The sequence below is a fragment of the Streptomyces sp. AM6-12 genome (assembly GCF_044327085.1).
Lineage (GTDB): Bacteria > Actinomycetota > Actinomycetes > Streptomycetales > Streptomycetaceae > Streptomyces.
In genome coordinates, this window is record NZ_JBIQWN010000003.1 from 61,892 (window position 1) to 81,217 (window position 19,326).

Consider the following 19,326-nt stretch of genomic DNA (forward strand, 5'->3'; position numbering starts at 1 on the left):
GAGCGCCGTACGCGTACCCGGTGACTCCCTGCGCCGCCCGGCCCTGTGGGCGCCACGCCCCCGCGACGCCGCCGCGCCGACCGGGCACGCGGAGTTGGCCTCCGGGCCGCTGTCGCGGCGGACTGTCCGCACGGTGCGCTCCGCCGCGCGAAGCTCCCCGGCCCGCCCGCTGGTCCGGAGGGCAGACGTCCGTTCCATACGGGGGTGTCCGAGAGGGCGAGGCGATGAACGACGGCCGGTCCGCCGGCGTCCGCGCGGTGATCGACGCCGAGCGAGGCGCCCACGGCGCACTGGAACCGCACGGGCCACTGGACACCGCCCTGCGACGGGCGAGCGGATCGGCCGCCCGGCCCTGAGGCGCCGTGCCCGCGGGAAGGCGGGTGCCCTGCCCTGCCCGGCGCGGCGGGTACGGCACGGAAGCGCCGCGCGCCCGTACGGCGCGGACGCCCGGCACGGTGGTACGGCAAGATCACTTCTTGGGCCAGCCGATGTCGTCGTCGGACGACGGACCGCGCATCGGTGCGGGCCGGCCGGCGCGGCACCTTTGGCAAGCGCGGCGGGCAGGAACCGCGTGATTCATGGGCGACTCCCGTGGTCGCGACGAGACCGGCTCCGTGATCGAGGACGGACCGGTGTGCAGGTGGCGGCACCGGCGCTCGAGATACTCCCCGCAATCGCTGGAGGACCGCTGGAGAAACGCCGGAGGATCCCGTGAGGTGCGCACGAGGTCCAGGGCACGGCGTCTGGCAAAACATTGCCCGGCACTTGCCCGGCCGCCTACGCTCGTCGCGGCTGTCGGCGGCCCGCGGACCATGGCCCGCCCCGTCCCGCCCCCGGCCGCCCCCACCCCTCCGTCCCAGGGAATGGTCCTATGCTGCGTCAGCCCGCGTTCGGCCGTCGTCTCCGCAAACTGCGCCAGGCCCGCGGGCTGTCCCAGACCGCCCTGGCCGGTGACGGCATGTCCACGGGATACCTCTCCCGGCTGGAGTCCGGCGCCCGCCAGCCCACCGAGCGGGCCGTCGCCCATCTCGCCGAACGGCTCGGTCTGGAACCCGCGGACTTCGAGGAACCCGCCGGCGGCTCGCTCGCCCACGCGCTGTCGCTGGTCTCCTCCACCGGATCCGACGCGGCGATGGAAACCCTCCGCGAGGCTCTGGCGGCCGAGGGGCACGAGGCGCCGGTGCTGCGCTGGCAGGCGCTGTGGCAACTGGCCCAGCAGCGGAAGGTCCAGGGCGACCACGCCGGCGAGCGGGACTACCTGGAGGAGCTGGTACGGCTCGGCGACGCGGTCGGGCTGATGGCGCTGCGGGTGCGCGGCCTGACCCGGCTGGCCCGCTGCCTGCGCGCGCTGGGGGAGATGCACGCCGCCCTGGACGCCGCGATGGCGGCCCACCACCTCGCCCAGGACGACGACCTGGAGGCGGAGGACCGGGGCGCGGTGCTGCTGGCCCTGGTCTCGGTGGAGGCGGAGGCGGGCCGGCTGCCGGACGCGCGGGCCCACGCCGACGAGCTCGTCGAGCTGGTCGCGGGCCGTTCGGACACGCTGTGGGCGGAGGCGATGTGGACCGCCGCGGCGGTGCGCCTGCGGCAGGGCGACCATGCCGGCGCGCAGGCCTGTCTGGAGAAGGCACTGGCGGGCTTCGGCAGCAGCGAGGACCTCGTGCTGTGGGTGCGGCTGCGCTTCGCGGCCGGCCGGCTGTACTTGCAGAAGCTGCCCCCGGACCCCGAGGCCGCCGAGCGGTGCCTCACGGAGGCCGAGCCGGCGCTCGCGTTCGTCGGCACCCCGGCCCTGCGCCAGGACCTGATCGCGCTCAAGGCCGACGTCGCCTTCCTCACCGGCCGGTACGACGACGCCCGCGTCCTGCTCGGCGAACTCGCCGAGGTGGAGTCGAGGATGAGCTACCGGGACCGGGTACGGCTGGACATCCTCCGCAACCAGCTGCGCATCCGCTCCGGCGACGACAGCGGAATCCAGGGGCTGCGGAACCTGGCCGAGCAGGCGCAGGCCGACGCCAACATCGACCTGGCCGCGGACATCTGGCGCATCCTCGCCGAGGCTCTGGCCCAGTCCGCCATGGAGCGGGGCACGGCCGCGTCGGGGGTATGACCGGTACGAGGGTCCCCTGCGGCCGGCGCGGAGCGGGCCCCGCGGTCCCCCGTGCCGCCGGTGTTCAGCGGCAGGACGTCAGGAGCCTCGGCGCGGGCGGGAGCGCGGGCCGCGCAGGCCGTTCCTGGTGGCGCGGGGCGGCGTCCGGGCCGGCGGTGTGTTCGCCCGCGGCCGGTGCGTCGGCGCGGCTCCCGGAGCCGGTGAAGGATGCCGCGTACACGCCGGTCAGCCGGCCCACGGGGAACTGCTCGGGGTCGAGGAGGACGATGTCGAGGACGTCCGGGCTCTCGCCCCAGGTGGGCAGGGCTCGGTAGCCCAGGCTCTCGGCGGTCGCGCACAGCACCTCCGGGTCGGGGGCGGGCGCGTCCTGCGGCGCGAGGTGGATGCTCTCGCGGGGGTCGAAGAGGGACTGCATGGCCGTGTACTCGTCGTGCACCCGGCGGTTGGGGATCCCGGCCAGGCGCAGCACGCGGGGGCGCGACGCCGTCAGGCGGTGTACGGCCTCGACGGTGCCGGGGAGGTCCCGGCCCCAGCGGAGGGCGGGCGCGGTGCGGAGGTCGGCGACCGGCTCGGCGGTGGAGAGCACCGCGTCGTAGCGGTAGCGGGTCAGCTCGTTGTGGTTGCGGCCCCGCTTGGCGCGTACGTCGACCGCGCGCACGGCGGGCAGGTCTTGGGCGAGTGCGTCGAACAGGCCGGGCGGGACCAGCAGTTCAGGCTCCGTGGCGACCTGCTGTTCGATGCCGCGGCGCAGTGCCTCCCGGTCGCTTCGGGCCGCACCCGGCCGGGCCAGGGCGACGCCGGTCCGGAAGCAGCGGGCGAGCTCTCGGTTGCGCAGGTCACCGAGGAACAGCGAGCCGTTCGGTCCGAGCAGTGCCACCGCCCGCTCGACGACGGTGCGCAGGTGGGCGAGGCTCGGGCAGGAGCGGGCCACTGACGTGACGACGACCGTGTCGAAGTGGCCGGTGGGCAGACCACTCGTGTCCTCGGTGTCCCGGCGGTCGAGCCGGACCTTGCCCTTCAGGACCGGGTCGTGTGCCACCCGGGCGGCGAGCGCGGCGACGGTGGCGGGGGAGGAGGCGGTGGCCCAGTACTCGTGGACCTCCTCGTCACGGGCGAGGCGGGCCATCGGCAGCCCGGCGCCCGCGCCGATCTCCAGGATCCGGCGGCGCGGCAGCTCGCGGATCCGGTCGAGGGTGGTGTCCTGCCACTCCCGCAGGTGCTCCGGCGGGATCGGCAGAGTGTCGTAACTGCTGTGCCGGACGAGGGAGTCGTCGCCCAGCACGGCGGCATCGGGGTCGTCGTAGAGCACCTCGTGGATCTCCTTCTCCGGCCGGCGGGGCGTCACGGGGTCGGACGTCAGACAGCGGCGACAGCGGGCCACTGCTGGTCGGCGGGGGTGGCGGTGGTGGGGGTGGTGGGCCACTGCTGGTCGGCGGGGGTGGCGGTGGTGGGGGTGGTGGGCCACTGCTGGTCGGCGGGGGTGGGGGTGGTGGGCCACTGCTGGTCGGCGGGGGTGGCGGTGGTCGGGGCGATGGGCCACTGCTGGTCGGCGGAGACCGCCTTCTGCGTCGCCGGCGAGACGATCGCGTCGGCGGCGGTGGCGCCGACGGTGGAGAAGACGACGGCGGCGGCGGCGACGGCGGCGATCCGGGCGATGCGGTTCATGGCGGGCTCCTCGGTGTCAATTCCGTGTGCGTTGCTTGGCAACCTCTTGCCAAGAAGACTGGCAAGCGCACCTCGGGAATTGCTAGAAAATGGGTGGATTTCCGCTCGAGATACCCGCCAGAAACGCACCAAGGGGCATGGAGGCGCACCGAATTTGCCTAACGGAACGGCTCTGAGCTGCGGAAACCTTCCCTCTTGGCACATACGGAGAAGCTCTGGCAACACTTGCCAACTGCTGGAGACGGAAGCCGGAACCCCCGAATTCCGTTGCCCATCGTCCGCTCACTCGAGCCTTGCCTGAGCCCGTGGCACCCGATGTTGCCAACTCCCCGCACCGGAAGGCAATCTATTGCCAACTTCCAGGCAACGAATTGCCTCGGCTAAGGGGGAGGTCCCTGAAATGAACGCGACGTCCCACGGCGACCGCAGGATCCACCTCGACCCGGCCGGCGCCGGCCGCATGCCCGCCGACGTACGCGCTGTGCTCACCGAATGGACGCGCTTCGAGGACCGGTACGGGCCGTACGAGCTGGACGACCGCCTGGGCGATGTCCTGCACGGGGAGTTCCACGAGCGATTGGGCGCCCTGCTCGGCGCGCCGCCCGCGGACACTTTTCCGTGCACCGGCGCCGCCGACGCGTTCGCCGGTGTGCTGTCCCGGCTGCCGCTCGGCCCGCTGGACCGCGTCTGGGTGACGCCCTACGAGTCGGCCGCCAACCTCACCGCCCTCTTCGCCCTGCGCGCCCGCACCGGCTGCGCGCTGGACGTCGTACCGCTGGGCCACGACGGGGACCTCGACCTGGAGTGGATGGCCCAGCACATCGGCGACGACGTCGCCCTCGTCTGCGTCCCGTACGTCCCGGCGGGTTGCGGCATCGTCAGTCCCGTGCGGGAGGTGGGGCGGATCCTCGCCCCGCATCGGTGCCTGTACGCCGTCGACGCCTCCTACGCCGTCGGACAGCTCCCTGTTGACATCGCCGGCATCGGCTGCCACCTGCTGGCGGGGGACGGCTGGAGGTTTCTGCGCGGCCCGCAGTCAGCGGGATTCGCCTACGCGGCACCGCTGTTGCGCGAGACCCTCGCCCCGCACGGCGGCCTGCCGTTCGTGCCGCCGCACGGCGCCGTCACCGCCGCGCTGAACGAGGCTCTGGCCCGGCACGCAGCGCCGTCCGCGGGCGAGGACCTCGGCGGTCGCCTACGCGCCGCCGTCGAGGGGACGCCCGGCATCGAACCGATCGCACCGGGACGTACCCAGTCCGGCATCGTCACCTTCCGGCACGAAGAACTGCCGTCCGCGCTGCTGCGCCGCCGGCTCGCGGACCGCGGAGTCGTCGTGTGGAAGACGGTCGCCCAGGAAGTCCCGCTGTACCTGCCCCGGCGCGGTGTCGTCACGGCGGTACGCGCATCAGTCCACCACGACAACTCCACCGAGGACATCGAACTGTTCGCCGACGCCCTCCGGGACGCCGTGGCCGCAGGACTCCCGCGGCCCGCCGCCCCGGCCTTGCGCCCCGCACCCGCCCTGCTCACCACGCCGTCCGACGCGTCCGTGCCGTCCGGCACGTCGGTGCCGGTCGCCTTCCCGGTGCCACGGCAGCGGGCGGCCGGGCGGCGGCATCTGGCCCTGGTGTCCGGCCACCCGGCCGACTCCGACCGGTGCCGGCCGGGGGCATGAGCGGCCTCGTGAGGAAGGTCCCGCCGGTGGTCCCCCTTCGGCTCTCCGGGAGGCGGTAGCAGGACCGGGAAGACACGAGCGCCCCTCTAACGGCCGTCCCTAGCCTCGGACCCAGTCGCGCGCACCCTGCGGTGGCGCCGCGAGACCAGTCACGGACCGACAGGAGCGGACGTACGCATGTCTGTGGAAATGACCGTGCCGCCCGGGACGGGGACGGGGACCGCGAAGGATGTGCGGCGTCTGGACCGGGTGATCATCCGGTTCGCGGGGGACTCGGGTGATGGTATGCAGCTCACCGGGGACCGGTTCACCTCGGAGACGGCTTCCTTCGGCAACGACCTTTCGACCCTGCCGAACTTTCCCGCGGAGATCCGGGCGCCTGCCGGGACCTTGCCGGGTGTCTCCTCGTTCCAGCTTCATTTCGCCGATCATGACATCCTCACTCCGGGGGATGCGCCGGACGTTCTCGTCGCGATGAACCCGGCCGCTCTGAAGGCCAATATCGGCGATCTCCCGCGTGGCGCGGAGGTCATCGTGGACACGGACGAGTTCACCAGGCGGGCCCTGCAGAAGGTCGGTTACGACGCCTCGCCGCTGGACGACGGTTCCCTGGACGCCTACCACCTGCACCCGGTACCGCTGACCACGCTGACGGTGGAGGCCCTCAAGGAGTTCGACCTGTCCCGTAAGGAGGCCGAGCGCAGCAAGAACATGTTCGCGCTCGGTCTGCTGTCGTGGATGTACCACCGGCCCACCGAGGGCACGGAGAGGTTCCTGGCGTCGAAGTTCGCGAAGAAGCCGCAGATCATGGCGGCGAACATCGCCGCGTTCCGGGCGGGCTGGAACTTCGGGGAGACCACGGAGGACTTCGCCGTCTCCTACGAGGTCGCCCCGGCCGCGGCCGCGTTCCCGCCCGGCACCTACCGCAACATCTCCGGCAACCTCGCCCTGGCCTACGGTCTGATCACCGCTTCCCGGCAGGCCGGCCTGCCCCTGTTCCTGGGCTCCTACCCGATCACGCCGGCCTCGGACATCCTGCACGAGCTGAGCCGGCACAAGAACTTCGGGGTGCGTACCTTCCAGGCCGAGGACGAGATCGCCGGCATCGGTGCCGCCCTGGGGGCCGCGTTCGGCGGGTCGCTGGCGGTGACGACCACCTCCGGTCCCGGTGTCGCGCTCAAGAGCGAGACGGTCGGGCTGGCCGTCTCGCTGGAGCTGCCGCTGCTGGTGGTGGACATCCAGCGCGGCGGTCCCTCCACCGGCCTGCCGACCAAGACCGAGCAGGCGGACCTTCTGCAGGCGATGTACGGGCGCAACGGCGAGGCACCGGTACCGGTCGTCGCGCCGCGCACCCCGGCGGACTGCTTCGACGCGGCCCTGGAAGCCGCCCGGATCGCCCTGGCCTACCGCACCCCGGTGATGCTGCTCTCCGACGGCTACCTCGCCAACGGCTCCGAGCCCTGGCGCATCCCCGACATCGGTGAACTGCACGACCTGCGCGTCCGGTTCACCACCACACCCAACCATCGGCTGGCCGACGGCACCGACGTCTTCTGGCCCTACAAACGTGATGCGCAGACCCTGGCGCGGCCCTGGGCGGTGCCGGGCACGCCCGGTCTGGAGCACCGTATCGGCGGGATCGAGAAGCAGGACGGCACCGGCAACATCTCCTACGATCCCGCCAACCACGACTTCATGGTCCGCACCCGCCAGGCCAGGATCGACAACATCACCGTCCCCGACCTGGAGGTGGACGACCCGCACGGTGCCCGCACCCTGGTCCTGGGCTGGGGCTCGACCTACGGCCCCATCACCGCGGCGGTACGCAGACTGCGCGCGGCCGGCGACGCGATCGCCCAGGCCCACCTGCGCCACCTCAACCCCTTCCCGGCCAACCTCGGCGCGGTCCTCGCCCGCTACGACAAGGTCGTCATCCCCGAGATGAACCTCGGCCAGCTGGCCACCCTGATCCGCGCGAAATACCTCATCGACGCCCACTCCTACAACCAGGTCAACGGCATGCCGTTCAAGGCACAGCAGCTCGCCACCGCACTGAAGGAGGCCATCGATGACTGACACCGCCAACCCACTCCTCCAGCTGGTGCCCCGGGCCGAGGCCGAACAGTCGATGAAGGACTTCAAGTCGGACCAGGAAGTACGCTGGTGCCCCGGCTGCGGCGACTACGCCATCCTCGCCGCCGTCCAGGGCTTCATGCCCGAACTCGGCCTGGCCAAAGAGAACATCGTCTTCGTCTCCGGCATCGGCTGCTCCTCCCGCTTCCCGTACTACATGAACACCTACGGGATGCACTCCATCCACGGCCGCGCCCCCGCCATCGCCACCGGTCTGGCCACCAGCCGCCGCGACCTGTCCGTATGGGTCGTCACCGGCGACGGCGACGCGCTCTCCATCGGCGGCAACCACCTCATCCACGCCCTGCGCCGCAACGTCAACCTGAAGATCCTGCTGTTCAACAACCGGATCTACGGCCTGACCAAGGGCCAGTACTCACCCACCTCCGAGGTCGGCAAGATCACCAAATCGACGCCCATGGGCTCGCTCGACGCACCCTTCAACCCCGTCTCCCTCGCCCTCGGCGCCGAAGCCACCTTCGTCGCCCGCACCATCGACTCCGACCGCAAACACCTCACCGAGGTCCTGCGCGCCGCCGCCAACCACCCCGGCACCGCACTCGTCGAGATCTACCAGAACTGCAACATCTTCAACGACGGCGCCTTCGACACCCTCAAAGACCGCCAGCAGGCCCAGGAAGCACTGATCCACCTGAACCACGGACAACCGATCCGCCTCGGAACAGGCGGCAGCCGCGGCGTCGTACGCGACCGGGCCACCGGCGACCTCCACGTGGTCACCGTCACCCCCGACAACGAGGCCGACATCCTCGTCCACGACGCCCACGCCCCCACCCCCACCACCGCCTTCGCCCTCTCCCGCCTCGCCGACCCCGACACCCTCCACCACACCCCCATCGGCGTCTTCCGCGACACCCGACGCCCCGTCTACGACGAACAGATGAGCCGGCAACTCGACACCGCCATCGAACAGAAAGGCAAAGGCGACCTCGCCACACTCCTCACAGGCAGCGACACCTGGACCGTCACCGGCTGACACCGGCACCGGCCGAGGCAGCACCCGGCACCCGGCGCGCACACTCTCGCTGCGCCGGGCTCGCGCTCGTACCCGCACCGCACTCTCACAAGGAGGATCCACCATGCATCCGAACGGCGTCGCCGACGAGGAATGGGCCGTACGGGCCGAACGGAAGGCGGTACCACGCCGGCTGCTGATGTGCCGTCCGCAGTACTTCGACGTGACGTACAGCATCAACCCGTGGATGGACCCGCGGCAGCCGACGGACACCGCGGCCTCGCTGCGGCAGTGGGAAGCGCTGCGGGAGCTGTACGTGTCGCTCGGGCACACCGTCGAGGTGATCGAGCCCGTCGAGGGGCTGCCGGACATGGTGTTCGCGGCCAACGGCGCCACCGTGGTCGACGGCAAGGTACTGGGCGCGCGCTTCAGGCACCGGGAGCGGACCGCGGAGGGGCCGGCCTACCTGGACTGGTTCGAACGCAACGGGTATCGGGACATCCTGTGGCCGGAGTTCATCAACGAGGGCGAGGGCGACTATCTGCGGGTGGGGCGGCGGATCCTCGCCGGGACCGGCTTCCGCACCGATCCGCGTTCACACGCCGAGGCGCAGGAGTTCTTCGGACTGCCGGTGACCGGTCTGACGCTGGTCAACCCGGAGTTCTACCACCTGGACACCGCCCTCGCGGTGCTCTCGCCGACCGAGATCATGTACTACCCGGCGGCGTTCACGCCGGGCAGCCGGGCGGTGCTGCGGGAGCTGTTCCCGGACGCGATCCTGGCCACGGACGAGGACGCGGCGGTGTTCGGCCTCAACGCGTTCTCCGACGGGTTGAACGTGCTGCTGCCGCAGGCGGCCACCGGGCTCATCGAGAAGCTGAAGGACCGCGGCTTCCACCCGATCGGCGTGCAGCTCGGCGAGCTGCTGAAGGCGGGCGGCAGCGTCAAGTGCTGCACCCTCGTGCTGTAGTCCGCCGCCCACGTCGAGACCCAGCGTGGTCCGGAGCGCTCGACCAGCACGCGAAAGAACCCCGAGGCGGGCCGCGGGAACTGTGCGCACCGGGTTCGGATTCCCTGGCGGCACGGACGGAGGCGGGGACGGGACCATGACCGTCGAGTTGGCGAGCACTGCCGAAGGCACGCTGCGCGGCCGCGAGTTCGCCGCCCTGTACGCGCAGGCTCAGCGTTTCTACGCGCTCCAGACACGGATCCTGGACACGCACGACACCGAGAGCTGGGTGCACACCTTCACCGAGGACGCCGTCGTCGAACTGCCCCTCCTGCCGGGGCCGGTGCGCGCGCGGGAGGGGCTCGCCCGGTATGTGCGCGCGGGCGCGGCGCGGCAGCGGCAGGCCGGCGGGCGCCTCGATCACTGGGTCGGCATGCTCGACGTGCGGCCCCAGGCGGACGGGTCGCTGCGCACCCGCTGCTCGGCGCTGGCGTACGCCGGGCCGGTGGGCGGCGGTCCCGGGGTCCTGTACGCCTACGTCATGGAGGACGTCCTGGTCCGTGGCCAGGGTGAATGGTGCTGCGCGCACCGCCGGGTGACCCGCGACGACCTGGCCTGAGCAGCGCCGCGGCGGCACCCGAAGTCCCTAGGGCAGGCTGGTGAACGCGGCGAAGACGTCGCCGAGTTCGTTTGTGTGCACGGTGAGCGACTCGGCGGTGAGCGCCGCCGCGTCGAGGACCGTGAGCACGGCCCGCACAGTCTCGACACCGGCGTCGCCCGGGATCCGCAGGGTGAGCGAAGCGACATCGCCGCACGCGTCGCCGAGGCCCGCACCCGGACCGGCGGTGTGGAAGGCGGCCTCGGCGCGTGCCAGTGCGACCGCGTCGCCGAACCGCAGGCGGATGAGGGCGTCCGGGGGGCCGTTACGGCCCGCCTCCTGGAATGCGGCGGCGCCGGATCCGGGGGCGTCCGGTCCGTCGGACGGCGGGGCCGGTTCAGCACTCCGGTCCGTCGGCGCGGTGCCCGGCGCGCCCACCAGCACGAGCCGGCGCTCGGGCGAGCCGGAGACGGCACGGTCACGAATGTCCGTCATGGGCGCCGCCCCGCCTTCGCTCCCGTACCGGTGCCCGCCAGCGCCGCGGTCCCCGGTGCCGGACCCGGACCGCTGCCCACTCACGGCAGGAGCTCCGGCTCGTCCGGCACGATCGTCGTGCCGGACGCCTCCTCGGTGAACATGTCGAGGAGCACCGAGTGCGGGACCCGTCCGTCGATCACGCGGGCCACGCGCACACCGCCGCGCACGGCGTGCAGACAGCCGGTCATCTTGGGGACCATGCCCTCGCTCAGCTCCGGCAGGAGCTTCTCCAGCTCGACGGCCGTGAGCCGCCGGATCACCTCGTCGCCGTGCGGCCAGCCCGCGTACAGGCCCGCGACGTCCGTCAGCATGACCAGTGCCTCGGCACCCAGCGCGGTCGCGAGTGCCGCCGCCGCGGTGTCGGCGTTGACGTTGTAGACGCCGTGGTCCTCGGCGCCGCGGGCGACGGGGGACACCACCGGGATCCGGCCGGCGTCCAGCAAGGTCCGCACGGTCGTGGTGTCCACTCGGGTGAGGGAGCCGACCCGCCCTATGTCGACCGGCTCGCCGTCGAGCCACGGTGTCAGCCGGGTCGCGGTGAGGGTGTCCCCGTCCTCGCCGGTCATGCCGACGGCCAGCGGGCCGTGCCGGTTGATCAGGCCGACCAGTTCACGCTGTACCCGGCCGGCCAGCACCATCCGTACGACGTCCATCGCGAGCGGGGAGGTGACGCGCAGGCCGGCCCTGAACTCCCTCGGCAGGGCACGGTGTTCGAGTTCCCGGTCGATCTGCGGGCCGCCGCCGTGGACGACCACGGGACGCAGTCCCGCGTAGCGCAGGAAGGCGACGTCACCGGCGAAGGCCGCGGTCAGTTCCGCGTCGGCCATCGCGTGCCCGCCCAGTTTGATGACGACCGTCCGGCCCTGGTGGCGGGCCAGCCACGGCAGTGCCTCGCTGACGGACCGGGCCTTGGCCAGCGCCGGATATGGACTGGGCGTCATGGGGAAACCTCGCAATCACCGGTGAGAGTGCTGGAGTTCGGGTCGACGGCCACTGGATGTCCGGTCGACGGGACAGGCGGGGCCGCACCGGCGGCGCCTGCTCTTCGGATGATGATTCATTTCCGCTCGGAAGTGAATGAGGGACTGCTTGAACGGGAGTGGAACGAAATTCCCGACGATGTGCGGGACACCGTCCGGCATTGCCTGGAAGAACCCTTTGACGTCAGCATGAGAAGTGCGGAAAGGCCACGGCAGGCCCACTCAACTCGGGCTCGCGGACGGCGCGTTCACTGTCCGGTCGACAGGACGGCGGTCTTGAGCCGGATCAGGGAGAGGATGTATTGCGGATGTTCGTCCCGAGCTTCTACCGAGAACCGCACAGTTCGTGGAAAATGGCGGTGATCCGAGGAAATCCGCTGGCCCTCGCGGTGTCCAACGGCAGTCCCGGAGGCATCCCCTTCGCCACCCATCTGCCGGTGATCTGCGACCCGGCCCAGGACGGCACCGGTCTGCCGGCCGACCTGTCCGGGCTGCAACTTCTCGCGCACATGAACCGGGGCAACCCGCACTGGAAGGCGCTCGAGGACGGCGACGCCGTCCTGCTGACCTTCACCGGCCCGCACGCCTATGTCTCACCGACCGTGTACGGGGTGACTCCGGCCGCCCCGACCTGGGACTTCACCGCGGTGCACGTACAGGGCGTGGTGGAGAAGTTCGACTCGATCGACGACACGATGGACGTGGTGCAGGCCACCGTGCGGGCCTACGAGCGTGACTTCGGAACCGGCTGGGACATGAGCGAGTCGCTCGGCTACTTCCGCAAGATCGGGCCCGCCGTCGGGGCTTTCCGGGTGCGGGTGACCGGGTCCGACGGGATGTTCAAGCTCAGCCAGGAGCAACCCGGCGAGGTCCGGGAGCGGGTGCGGGAATCGTTCGCCGCCAGCGCCTGCACCTACGCGCGCGCGACGGCCGAACTCATCCGCGACCTGCCGTGACGCCCCGGCCCCCCGTCGCGGGGGCCCGGCACGGGTGCGCGCTCAGGCGCTGATGGCGGCCGGGCGCTCGGCCTCGGGCAGTGCGCCCACGCTCGTGAGCCCGCGTACGTCGGGCAGGTTCTCGATGTTCTCCAGGACGTGGGCGGCCGCACGGTCGAGGCTCGCCGTCACCCACTGCTCGAAGTCGACACCCAACCGGTCGGCGGCCTGGTGCCACCACTGGAGCCGGCTGCCGGTCAGTTCGAGCCGGCGGACCGGCTCGACGGACGTACCGGTGCGCCCGGCGGGCTCGCGGGAGGCACGCAGGGCCCGACGCAGCTGCTTGGTGGTCCACCCGCTGCGCTCCGCGCGGTCGAGCCACATCTCCTGCTGGTCCAGCGGCAGCGAGGCGAGCTCCGCGTGGTGCTGGAAGGTCAGCGCGGCACGCCGCCGGTCGAACGCGAACCGCCGGGAGACCCAGGCGTAGTTGCGCAGGGTCTGGTACTGGAGGCCGACGGCCCGGATCCCGTGCTGGTAGCGGTCCACGTAGTGGTCCTTGCCGAACACCAGCCAGTCGCCGAGCCACCAGGACGAGGAGTCGACGATGCCGGACAACTGGCGGCCGGCCTGCTCCCATTCGTCGAAGGAGGCGCCGGCGGGCATCCGCAGGCCGACCTTCGTGGTCATCACCTGAGCGCGCCGCGGCGGCTCCCCGGAGAGCCTGCGCTGCGGCACCACGGTCCGCTCCGGCCCGCTCTCCCCGTCCCCCGGTCGTTCGACGTTGCCGGCGTGAATCGCCATCAGGCCTCCCTTAACGCGTGCGGACAGGCGGGAGCCTGGCACGCCGACCTGGAGTGCCCGTGAAGTACGACTTGTGCCACGCGCGCCGGCACCGTGCGCGCGCCTCCAGTGACGTACGTGCCGTGCTCCAGCCGGCGCCCGCAACGTCGTGGCAACCCGCAGACAGCGGGCCGTACTTCACCCGAGGGGGACCCCATGAAGCTCCGGATCCGCGCCGCCGTCGGCCTGCTCGCAGCCGGTGCGGCGCTGGCCATGACGGCGGCCGTACCCGCCGACGCCGTACCCACCCCGAGAGCCACCGGCCAGAGCCCCCACGCCGCGGTGCAGGATGCGCTGGACCGCGCGGTGAGCGAGGGCGCGCTGCCTGGAGCCACCGCGCAGATCACCGAGGCCGGCAAGGGGAACTGGTTCGGCCGCGCCGGGGTGGCCGATCTCGGTACGGGGGCGCAGCAGCAGCCGCAGAACCGGTTCCGGATCGGCGGCACCACCCAGAGCTTCGTGGCCACCGTGATGCTCCAACTCGTCGCCGAGCACAAGGTGAGCCTGGACGACTCGGTGGAGAAGTGGCTGCCCGGCCTGGTCGAGGGCAACGGCTACGACGCCGGCAAGATCACGGTCCGCCAGCTGCTCAACCAGACCAGCGGGATCTTCAACTACGTCATGTCCAGCACTGTCCTGTCCTCCGTCATCGGCACCCCCTTCCTCCAGCACCGCTTCGACAGCATGACCCCCGAGCAGTTGGTCGGCCTCGCCGTCGCCTACCCGCCGGCCTTTCCCCCCGGCACCAACTGGGGCTACTCCGACACCAACTACGTATTGGCCGGCATGATCATCGAGAAGGCCACCGGGCACAGCCTGGCCGACGAGATCGACGACCGGATCGTCCGCCCGCTGCACCTGACCGGTACGTACGAGCCGGCCGCCGGTGAGACCGGCATCGACGGCCCGCACGGCCGCGAGTACTCCCGCCTCAACGAAACCGGCTCCGGCCTCCCGTCGTACGACGTCACCGAGCTGAACCCCGGCTGGGTCTTCGCCACCGGTGACATGATCTCCACCACCGGGGACCTCGACACCTTCTTCGGCGCGCTGCTGCGCGGCCGTCTGCTGCCGCCCGCCCAGTTGCAGGAGATGCTGACCATGCGGCAGACCACCAGCTGGATTCCGGGGATGAACTACGGCTCCGGTGTCTCCTCGACCACCCTGTCCTGCGGTACCACCGTGTACGGCCAGTTCGGTGGTACCGAGGGTTCCTGGACGTACACCTACGGCACCCGGGACGGCCGCCACCTGCTCTCCACCAACGTCAACGGCGACTGGCTGGACGGCACGGGCTGGTCCATGCAGTCACCGCTCGGCGTCTTCGGCGCCGAACTGGAAGCGGAGTTCTGCGGCAAGTAGCCTTCAATTCCGCTCGAATTCCGGTTCAGCCGGTGGTCGCCGGAATTCGCCGCCCTTGTGATGAGGGCGTCCGGGACCTAAGTTCGTGAGCATTCACGGGGCGCGCCGGATGCCGGGTGTCCTGTCGACAGGACGATGCCGTCCGGTACCCGCTGATCCACGAAAAACCCCCTGATGAATTCCAATCCCGACTTGCCTCGGGACGGCTAAGGACGGTGGCAGTTGAGCACGAACCCATTCGACGACGAGGACGGCAGCTTCTACGTCGTGGTCAACGACGAGGAGCAGCACTCCCTGTGGCCCGCGTTCGCCGAGGTGCCCGCGGGCTGGCGGGTCGCCTTCGGAGCGGCGGCCCGGACCGAGTGCCTGGAGTACGTCGAGCAGAACTGGACCGACATGCGGCCCAGGGGGCTGCGGGAGGCCATGGCCGCGGACTGAGTCCGGGGCCACAGCGCACGGCGGGGACGCCGGCCGCGAGACGAGGGTTGTGGGGGACATCCTGTGAGAACCGCCAGCAGACACCGGTCGGCACCGACGGCCACCAGGAGCGAGCCCGCGCAGCACGACGTGGTGCTCTCCCTGGTGGGACGGCAGGCGATGGTGCGGAAGTCGGCGCTGATCTTCCCGGAGAACCTGTCCGAGCGGTCCTGGGAGCGGATCGGGTCCAACCTGCGCGAGCTCACGAACTCCTCCGCGTGGTGGCTCGCCGACTGGCTGCTCTTCGGCGAGGCCGCCTACGGGTGGCGGCGGTACCGGGAGGCGGTCGAGCGCACCGGTCTCGACTACCAGACCCTGCGCAACTACGCCTGGGTGGCCCGGCGCTTCGAGCGGCACCGCAGGCGGGACGGCCTCAGCTTCGCCCACCACGCGGAAGTGGCCCGGCTGCCGCCGCCGGAACAGGACCAGTGGCTGTGCGAGGCCGAACGGGGCGGCTGGTCACGGAACGAACTGCGCAAGGCGGTTCGCGCCGGTCTGGCCGAGCGAAGCCGCACCGGCGACCTGCCGCCGGCCGACGCCCCGCCGGCCGTCACCTGCCCGGACGGCGCCGGCCGGTCCCGAGGGGCGCCGCCCCGGCCGGCCGAGACGGCGGCCGCCGGCACCCGCCCGCGCAAGGCCGCCACGCTCACCATCGAGCTGTCGGCCGACCAACTGGACTACTACTCGAAATCGGCTGCCGCACACGGTCTGCCCGTCGAACAGTGGGTGACCCGGGTGCTCGACGCCACCGGTCGGCGCACCGCCTAACGGCGCACCGCACCGACCGGCGCCGGACCCGGTGAAGGCGCCGGACCAGCCCCTTCCCCCTGGTGTACCGACGGCTCGCCCGCTCGGACACCTGTCACATCGGAGTCAGTTGATGATCCTTCAGGGAAAGCGGGTTGCCCTGCCCCCGGCGCCCGTCGTTCACCAGCAGTTCGAAGCGCACGCGGCCGCCACGCCCGACGCCGTCGCCGTTCGCTGCGCGGGGCAGCAGGTGACGTACGCGGAACTGGACGCGCGGGCGAACCGGTTCGCGCACTTCCTCGTCACCTGCGGACACGGCCGCGGCGCCAAGGTCGGCGTCTGCCTGGACTACTCGGTCGACATGCTCGTCGCCATCCTCGGCACGCTGAAGGCGGGGGCGGCCTACGTGCCGTTCGATCCCGCCTACCCGTCGGCCCGGCTTCAGCTGCTGCTGGACCAGGTGCCCCACCTCGCCCTGATCGTGGCCTCACCGGCGACGGCCGCACTGGTCGAGTCGGCGGTCGTCGAGGTCGTCGACCTGGAGCGGATGTCCGGCTACCTGTCGGGTCTCCCGGCGACCGCCCCGGACGTCCATGTCACCGGCGACGACGTGTGCTACGCGGTTTTCACCTCCGGCTCGACCGGCACCCCGAAACTGACCGCGGTGCGCCACGAGGGCTGGTTCAACCTCATGAACTGGCTGCGGCTGGAGTACGGCCTGCACCAGGGCTCCCACAACCTGGTCGTCAGCGCGTTCGGCTTCGACCTCTCCCAACGGGCCCTGATGACACCGCTGTTCTGCGGCGCCACCCAGCACCTGATGGCCAGCCGGAACTTCGACGCCATGCTGGCCTACCGCATGCTCACCGACCACGACATACGCGTGATCCACTGCGCCTCCAGCACGCTGTACCTGCTGGTGGACTGGGAGACCGCGCGCGGCGGTGACGCGCTGGCCAGGCTCGACTACCTGCTGTTCGGCGGGGAGCCGCTGGTGTACGAGCGGATCGCGGACTGGGCGCGCCGCCCGGACAACGACTGCACCCTCCTGCACCAGTACGGCGTCGCCGAGTGCACGGACGTCGCGACGTCCTACGTCCTGTGCGCGCGCCGGCCCGGCGACCAGCAGGTCGCGCCGGTCGGCAGGCCGGCCTACAACACCGACATCCACCTCCTCGACGCGCAGCTGCGCGGAGTCGCGCCGGGGGAGCAGGGTGAGATCTGCATCTCCGGTGCCGGCGTCGGTGCGGGCTACCTCAACAACGGCCCCGAGAACCGGCGGTTCACCACCATCGAGGTCGACGGCGAGACACGCAGGGTGTACCGCACGGGCGACCGCGGCTATGTGACCGAGGCCGGCGAGCTCATCGTCCTCGGCAGGATCGACGCGCAGGTGAAGGTGCGGGGCATGCGCATCGATCCCACCGACATCGAGCGGGCGCTCGCCCGCCTGGCCGGGATCAGGCAAGCCGCCGTGGTGGTCGAGTACACCGAAGCCGGGGAGGCCGCACTGACCGCCTTCGTCGTCCCGGACGGCGACGAAGGCGCCGAGGACGACGTGCGCGCCCGGCTCCTCGCCACACTGCCGCGGAACATGGTGCCGTCGAGGTTCGTCACCGTCCCGAGCCTCCCGCTGAGCCCGCACGGAAAGGTGGACCGCGCGGCGCTGGCCGACGCGTATCCGAATCAGTTCGCCGGCCGCGTCACGGCGGCCTGAAAACGAGAGGAACGACATGATTGCCGACGGGGTGCGCACCATTTGGTGCCGGGAACTCCAGCGCGATGACATAGGGGACGACGACGACTTCTTCGCCCTGGGCGGCCAGTCCGTGATCATGGCCAGGATCCAGGGTGCCTACATCGAGGAGCTGGGCGCGGAGGTCCCGATGGACCAGATGTACCTCAACCCGACAGTGGCCTCGATCTCCGCGTACATCGAGACCCTGGGCGCGGTGACCCGGTAACGGCGCCGATTTCTTTCGGGGCGTCGCAGACTTCACTATGTATTTCCCAGGGCCGGTTCGGACGGCTAGCATCAAATAAGTGCCCGCTGACGGGAATTCGCATCCGTCGCGTCGATAGCGCACTCGAGAGTCACTACATTTCCGGCTGAGGCCGCATTGCGATCAAAAAACAATCTGGTAGGAGTGGCGCTATGTACGACGTGATTGTCATAGGTGCCCGTTGTGCGGGCTCGCCCACGGCCATGTTGTTCGCTCAAGCGGGATATCGAGTCCTGCTCCTGGAGAAAGCGCGATTTCCGCAGGACACCCTGTCCTCCCACTACATCCACCAGGAGGGCGTGGCGCTCCTCAACCGGTGGGGACTGCTCGACGAACTCCGCGACGCGGGCTGCCGGCCGATCACTCATCAGAGCTACGAGGGGCCCGGCGTCCGCATCGACGGCTTCTCCCTGCCCATCGACGGCCTGCGGACCACGTACGCGCCGCGGCGCTACGTGCTCGACCCGATCCTCGCGGCCGGTGCCGTCGCGGCCGGTGTGGAGTTCCGGGAGTCCTGCGCGGTCAACGACCTGGTCTTCGAGGGGGACCGGGTGGTCGGGGTGCGGTACACCACCCCCGGCGGCGCCGCGGCGACGGACCGGGCCCGGCTCGTCGTCGGAGCGGACGGCATGCGCTCGCTGGTGGCCCGCAAGGTAGGCGCCCCGAACGTCATCGAGCACCCGCGACTGACCTGCACCTACTACAGCTACTGGGCGGGCGTCCCGGCGAACTTCGAGCTGTACGAGCGCCCCGGACGCTGGGTCGGCGTCATTCCCACCAACGACGACCTGACCCTGCTCATGACCTACTTCCCGCAGGACGACTACAACGCCGTCCGCAAGGGAGTCGAGCCGTTCTACCTGGAGACCTTCCGGACGACGGCCCCCGAGCTGTACGAGCGGATGCGGTCCGGCGAACGCGTGGAACAGCTGTACGGCACCGGACACCAGGAGAACTTCTTCCGCAAGGCCTACGGACCGGGCTGGGCGCTGGTCGGCGACGCGGTCAACCACAAGGACTCCATCACCGCCCGCGGCATCACCGAGGCATTCGTCCAGGCCCAGACGCTCACCGGGTACATCGGGGAGAACCTGCACGACGACGCCGCGCTCGAGGCGGCGCTGAGCGCTTACGAGGACAACCTGGGCGACGACGCCTTCAGCCACTACCGGGGCGCGCTCAACGTGGCCGAGCTCAAGCCCGAGGGACGCGTCGAGCTGCTGCAAAAGCTGGTCGGTCACCAGGAGCTGATCGACCGGTACTTCTCGACCCTGTCGGGAGCCTGCTCCATCGACGACTTCTACAACGACGAACTCTTGACCCTGCTCGACCAGAGCTGAGT

The 19,326-nt window shown here is 71.1% G+C and carries 19 protein-coding genes; 14 read left to right on the plus strand and 5 right to left on the minus strand.

Annotation, left to right across the window (positions count from 1 at the left end):
- Nucleotides 1-224 precede the first annotated feature (224 nt).
- A complete protein-coding gene (locus ACE4Q9_RS33690; protein ID WP_397988398.1) occupies nt 225-356 on the plus strand; it encodes a hypothetical protein in 132 nt (43 codons plus the stop codon).
- 515 nt (nt 357-871) lie between these two features.
- A complete protein-coding gene (locus ACE4Q9_RS33695; RefSeq protein ID WP_397988399.1) occupies nt 872-2,107 on the plus strand; it encodes a helix-turn-helix domain-containing protein in 1,236 nt (411 codons plus the stop codon).
- Nucleotides 2,108-2,171: 64 nt separating this feature from the next.
- Here the strand turns inward: ACE4Q9_RS33695 and ACE4Q9_RS33700 are convergent, their stop codons facing one another.
- Both ACE4Q9_RS33700 and ACE4Q9_RS33705 read right to left on the minus strand, forming a co-directional pair.
- The gene (locus tag ACE4Q9_RS33700) at nt 2,172-3,452 is read right to left on the minus strand and encodes a class I SAM-dependent methyltransferase (RefSeq protein WP_397988401.1); all 1,281 of its coding nucleotides are present in this window, start codon (nt 3,450-3,452) and stop codon (nt 2,172-2,174) included.
- A gap of 11 nt (nt 3,453-3,463) precedes the next feature.
- Nucleotides 3,464-3,772 carry a hypothetical protein gene (locus tag ACE4Q9_RS33705; RefSeq protein WP_397988403.1) on the minus strand — a complete coding sequence of 103 codons (309 nt, stop codon included), beginning with the start codon at nt 3,770-3,772 and terminating at the stop codon, nt 3,464-3,466.
- Between the two features lie 400 nt (nt 3,773-4,172).
- Between ACE4Q9_RS33705 and ACE4Q9_RS33710 the strand changes: the two genes are divergently transcribed.
- The 5 genes from ACE4Q9_RS33710 (at nt 4,173) to ACE4Q9_RS33730 (ending at nt 10,124) form a co-directional block, all read left to right on the plus strand.
- Nucleotides 4,173-5,447, plus strand: coding sequence for an aminotransferase class V-fold PLP-dependent enzyme (locus tag ACE4Q9_RS33710; protein WP_397988404.1), 1,275 nt, complete (start codon nt 4,173-4,175; stop codon nt 5,445-5,447).
- 177 nt (nt 5,448-5,624) lie between these two features.
- On the plus strand, nt 5,625-7,523 hold the full coding sequence (locus ACE4Q9_RS33715; RefSeq protein WP_397988406.1) for a 2-oxoacid:acceptor oxidoreductase subunit alpha: 1,899 nt from the start codon (nt 5,625-5,627) through the stop codon (nt 7,521-7,523).
- Nucleotides 7,516-8,577, plus strand: coding sequence for a 2-oxoacid:ferredoxin oxidoreductase subunit beta (locus ACE4Q9_RS33720; protein ID WP_397984569.1), 1,062 nt, complete (start codon nt 7,516-7,518; stop codon nt 8,575-8,577). Before ACE4Q9_RS33715 ends, ACE4Q9_RS33720 begins: the two co-directional genes overlap by 8 nt.
- A gap of 103 nt (nt 8,578-8,680) precedes the next feature.
- Nucleotides 8,681-9,526: a dimethylargininase gene (ddaH, locus tag ACE4Q9_RS33725; protein ID WP_397988407.1), complete on the plus strand. Its 846-nt coding sequence runs from the start codon at nt 8,681-8,683 to the stop codon at nt 9,524-9,526.
- A gap of 136 nt (nt 9,527-9,662) precedes the next feature.
- The gene (locus ACE4Q9_RS33730; protein ID WP_397988408.1) at nt 9,663-10,124 is read left to right on the plus strand and encodes a nuclear transport factor 2 family protein; all 462 of its coding nucleotides are present in this window, start codon (nt 9,663-9,665) and stop codon (nt 10,122-10,124) included.
- 27 nt (nt 10,125-10,151) lie between these two features.
- Here ACE4Q9_RS33730 and ACE4Q9_RS33735 read toward each other — a convergent pair whose 3' ends face one another.
- Nucleotides 10,152-10,598 (minus strand): hypothetical protein, encoded by a 447-nt coding sequence (locus ACE4Q9_RS33735; RefSeq protein WP_397988409.1) that lies wholly within the window; start codon nt 10,596-10,598, stop codon nt 10,152-10,154.
- Nucleotides 10,599-10,678: 80 nt separating this feature from the next.
- Nucleotides 10,679-11,581: an acetylglutamate kinase gene (gene argB, locus ACE4Q9_RS33740; protein ID WP_397988410.1), complete on the minus strand. Its 903-nt coding sequence runs from the start codon at nt 11,579-11,581 to the stop codon at nt 10,679-10,681.
- Nucleotides 11,582-11,928: 347 nt separating this feature from the next.
- On the opposite strand from argB, the gene ACE4Q9_RS33745 reads away from it, so the two are divergent.
- Complete coding sequence (locus tag ACE4Q9_RS33745; RefSeq protein WP_397988411.1) at nt 11,929-12,576, plus strand: FMN-binding negative transcriptional regulator; 648 nt, start codon at nt 11,929-11,931, stop codon at nt 12,574-12,576.
- 42 nt (nt 12,577-12,618) lie between these two features.
- On the opposite strand, the gene ACE4Q9_RS33750 is transcribed toward ACE4Q9_RS33745, so the two are convergent.
- Nucleotides 12,619-13,356 (minus strand): LmbU family transcriptional regulator, encoded by a 738-nt coding sequence (locus ACE4Q9_RS33750; protein ID WP_397988413.1) that lies wholly within the window; start codon nt 13,354-13,356, stop codon nt 12,619-12,621.
- 195 nt (nt 13,357-13,551) lie between these two features.
- Between ACE4Q9_RS33750 and ACE4Q9_RS33755 the strand changes: the two genes are divergently transcribed.
- The 6 genes from ACE4Q9_RS33755 to ACE4Q9_RS33780 all read left to right on the plus strand — a co-directional run bounded on the left by ACE4Q9_RS33755 (nt 13,552) and on the right by ACE4Q9_RS33780 (nt 19,324).
- Nucleotides 13,552-14,757: a serine hydrolase domain-containing protein gene (locus tag ACE4Q9_RS33755; protein WP_397988415.1), complete on the plus strand. Its 1,206-nt coding sequence runs from the start codon at nt 13,552-13,554 to the stop codon at nt 14,755-14,757.
- Between the two features lie 222 nt (nt 14,758-14,979).
- Nucleotides 14,980-15,195 carry an MbtH family protein gene (locus ACE4Q9_RS33760; RefSeq protein ID WP_397988417.1) on the plus strand — a complete coding sequence of 72 codons (216 nt, stop codon included), beginning with the start codon at nt 14,980-14,982 and terminating at the stop codon, nt 15,193-15,195.
- A 63-nt stretch (nt 15,196-15,258) separates the two neighbouring features.
- Nucleotides 15,259-16,002 carry an LmbU family transcriptional regulator gene (locus ACE4Q9_RS33765; protein WP_397988419.1) on the plus strand — a complete coding sequence of 248 codons (744 nt, stop codon included), beginning with the start codon at nt 15,259-15,261 and terminating at the stop codon, nt 16,000-16,002.
- Nucleotides 16,003-16,114: 112 nt separating this feature from the next.
- Nucleotides 16,115-17,698 (plus strand): amino acid adenylation domain-containing protein, encoded by a 1,584-nt coding sequence (locus tag ACE4Q9_RS33770; protein ID WP_397988421.1) that lies wholly within the window; start codon nt 16,115-16,117, stop codon nt 17,696-17,698.
- A gap of 16 nt (nt 17,699-17,714) precedes the next feature.
- Nucleotides 17,715-17,945, plus strand: coding sequence for a phosphopantetheine-binding protein (locus ACE4Q9_RS33775; protein ID WP_397988422.1), 231 nt, complete (start codon nt 17,715-17,717; stop codon nt 17,943-17,945).
- Between the two features lie 191 nt (nt 17,946-18,136).
- On the plus strand, nt 18,137-19,324 hold the full coding sequence (locus ACE4Q9_RS33780; protein ID WP_397988424.1) for an NAD(P)/FAD-dependent oxidoreductase: 1,188 nt from the start codon (nt 18,137-18,139) through the stop codon (nt 19,322-19,324).
- Nucleotides 19,325-19,326 lie beyond the last annotated feature (2 nt).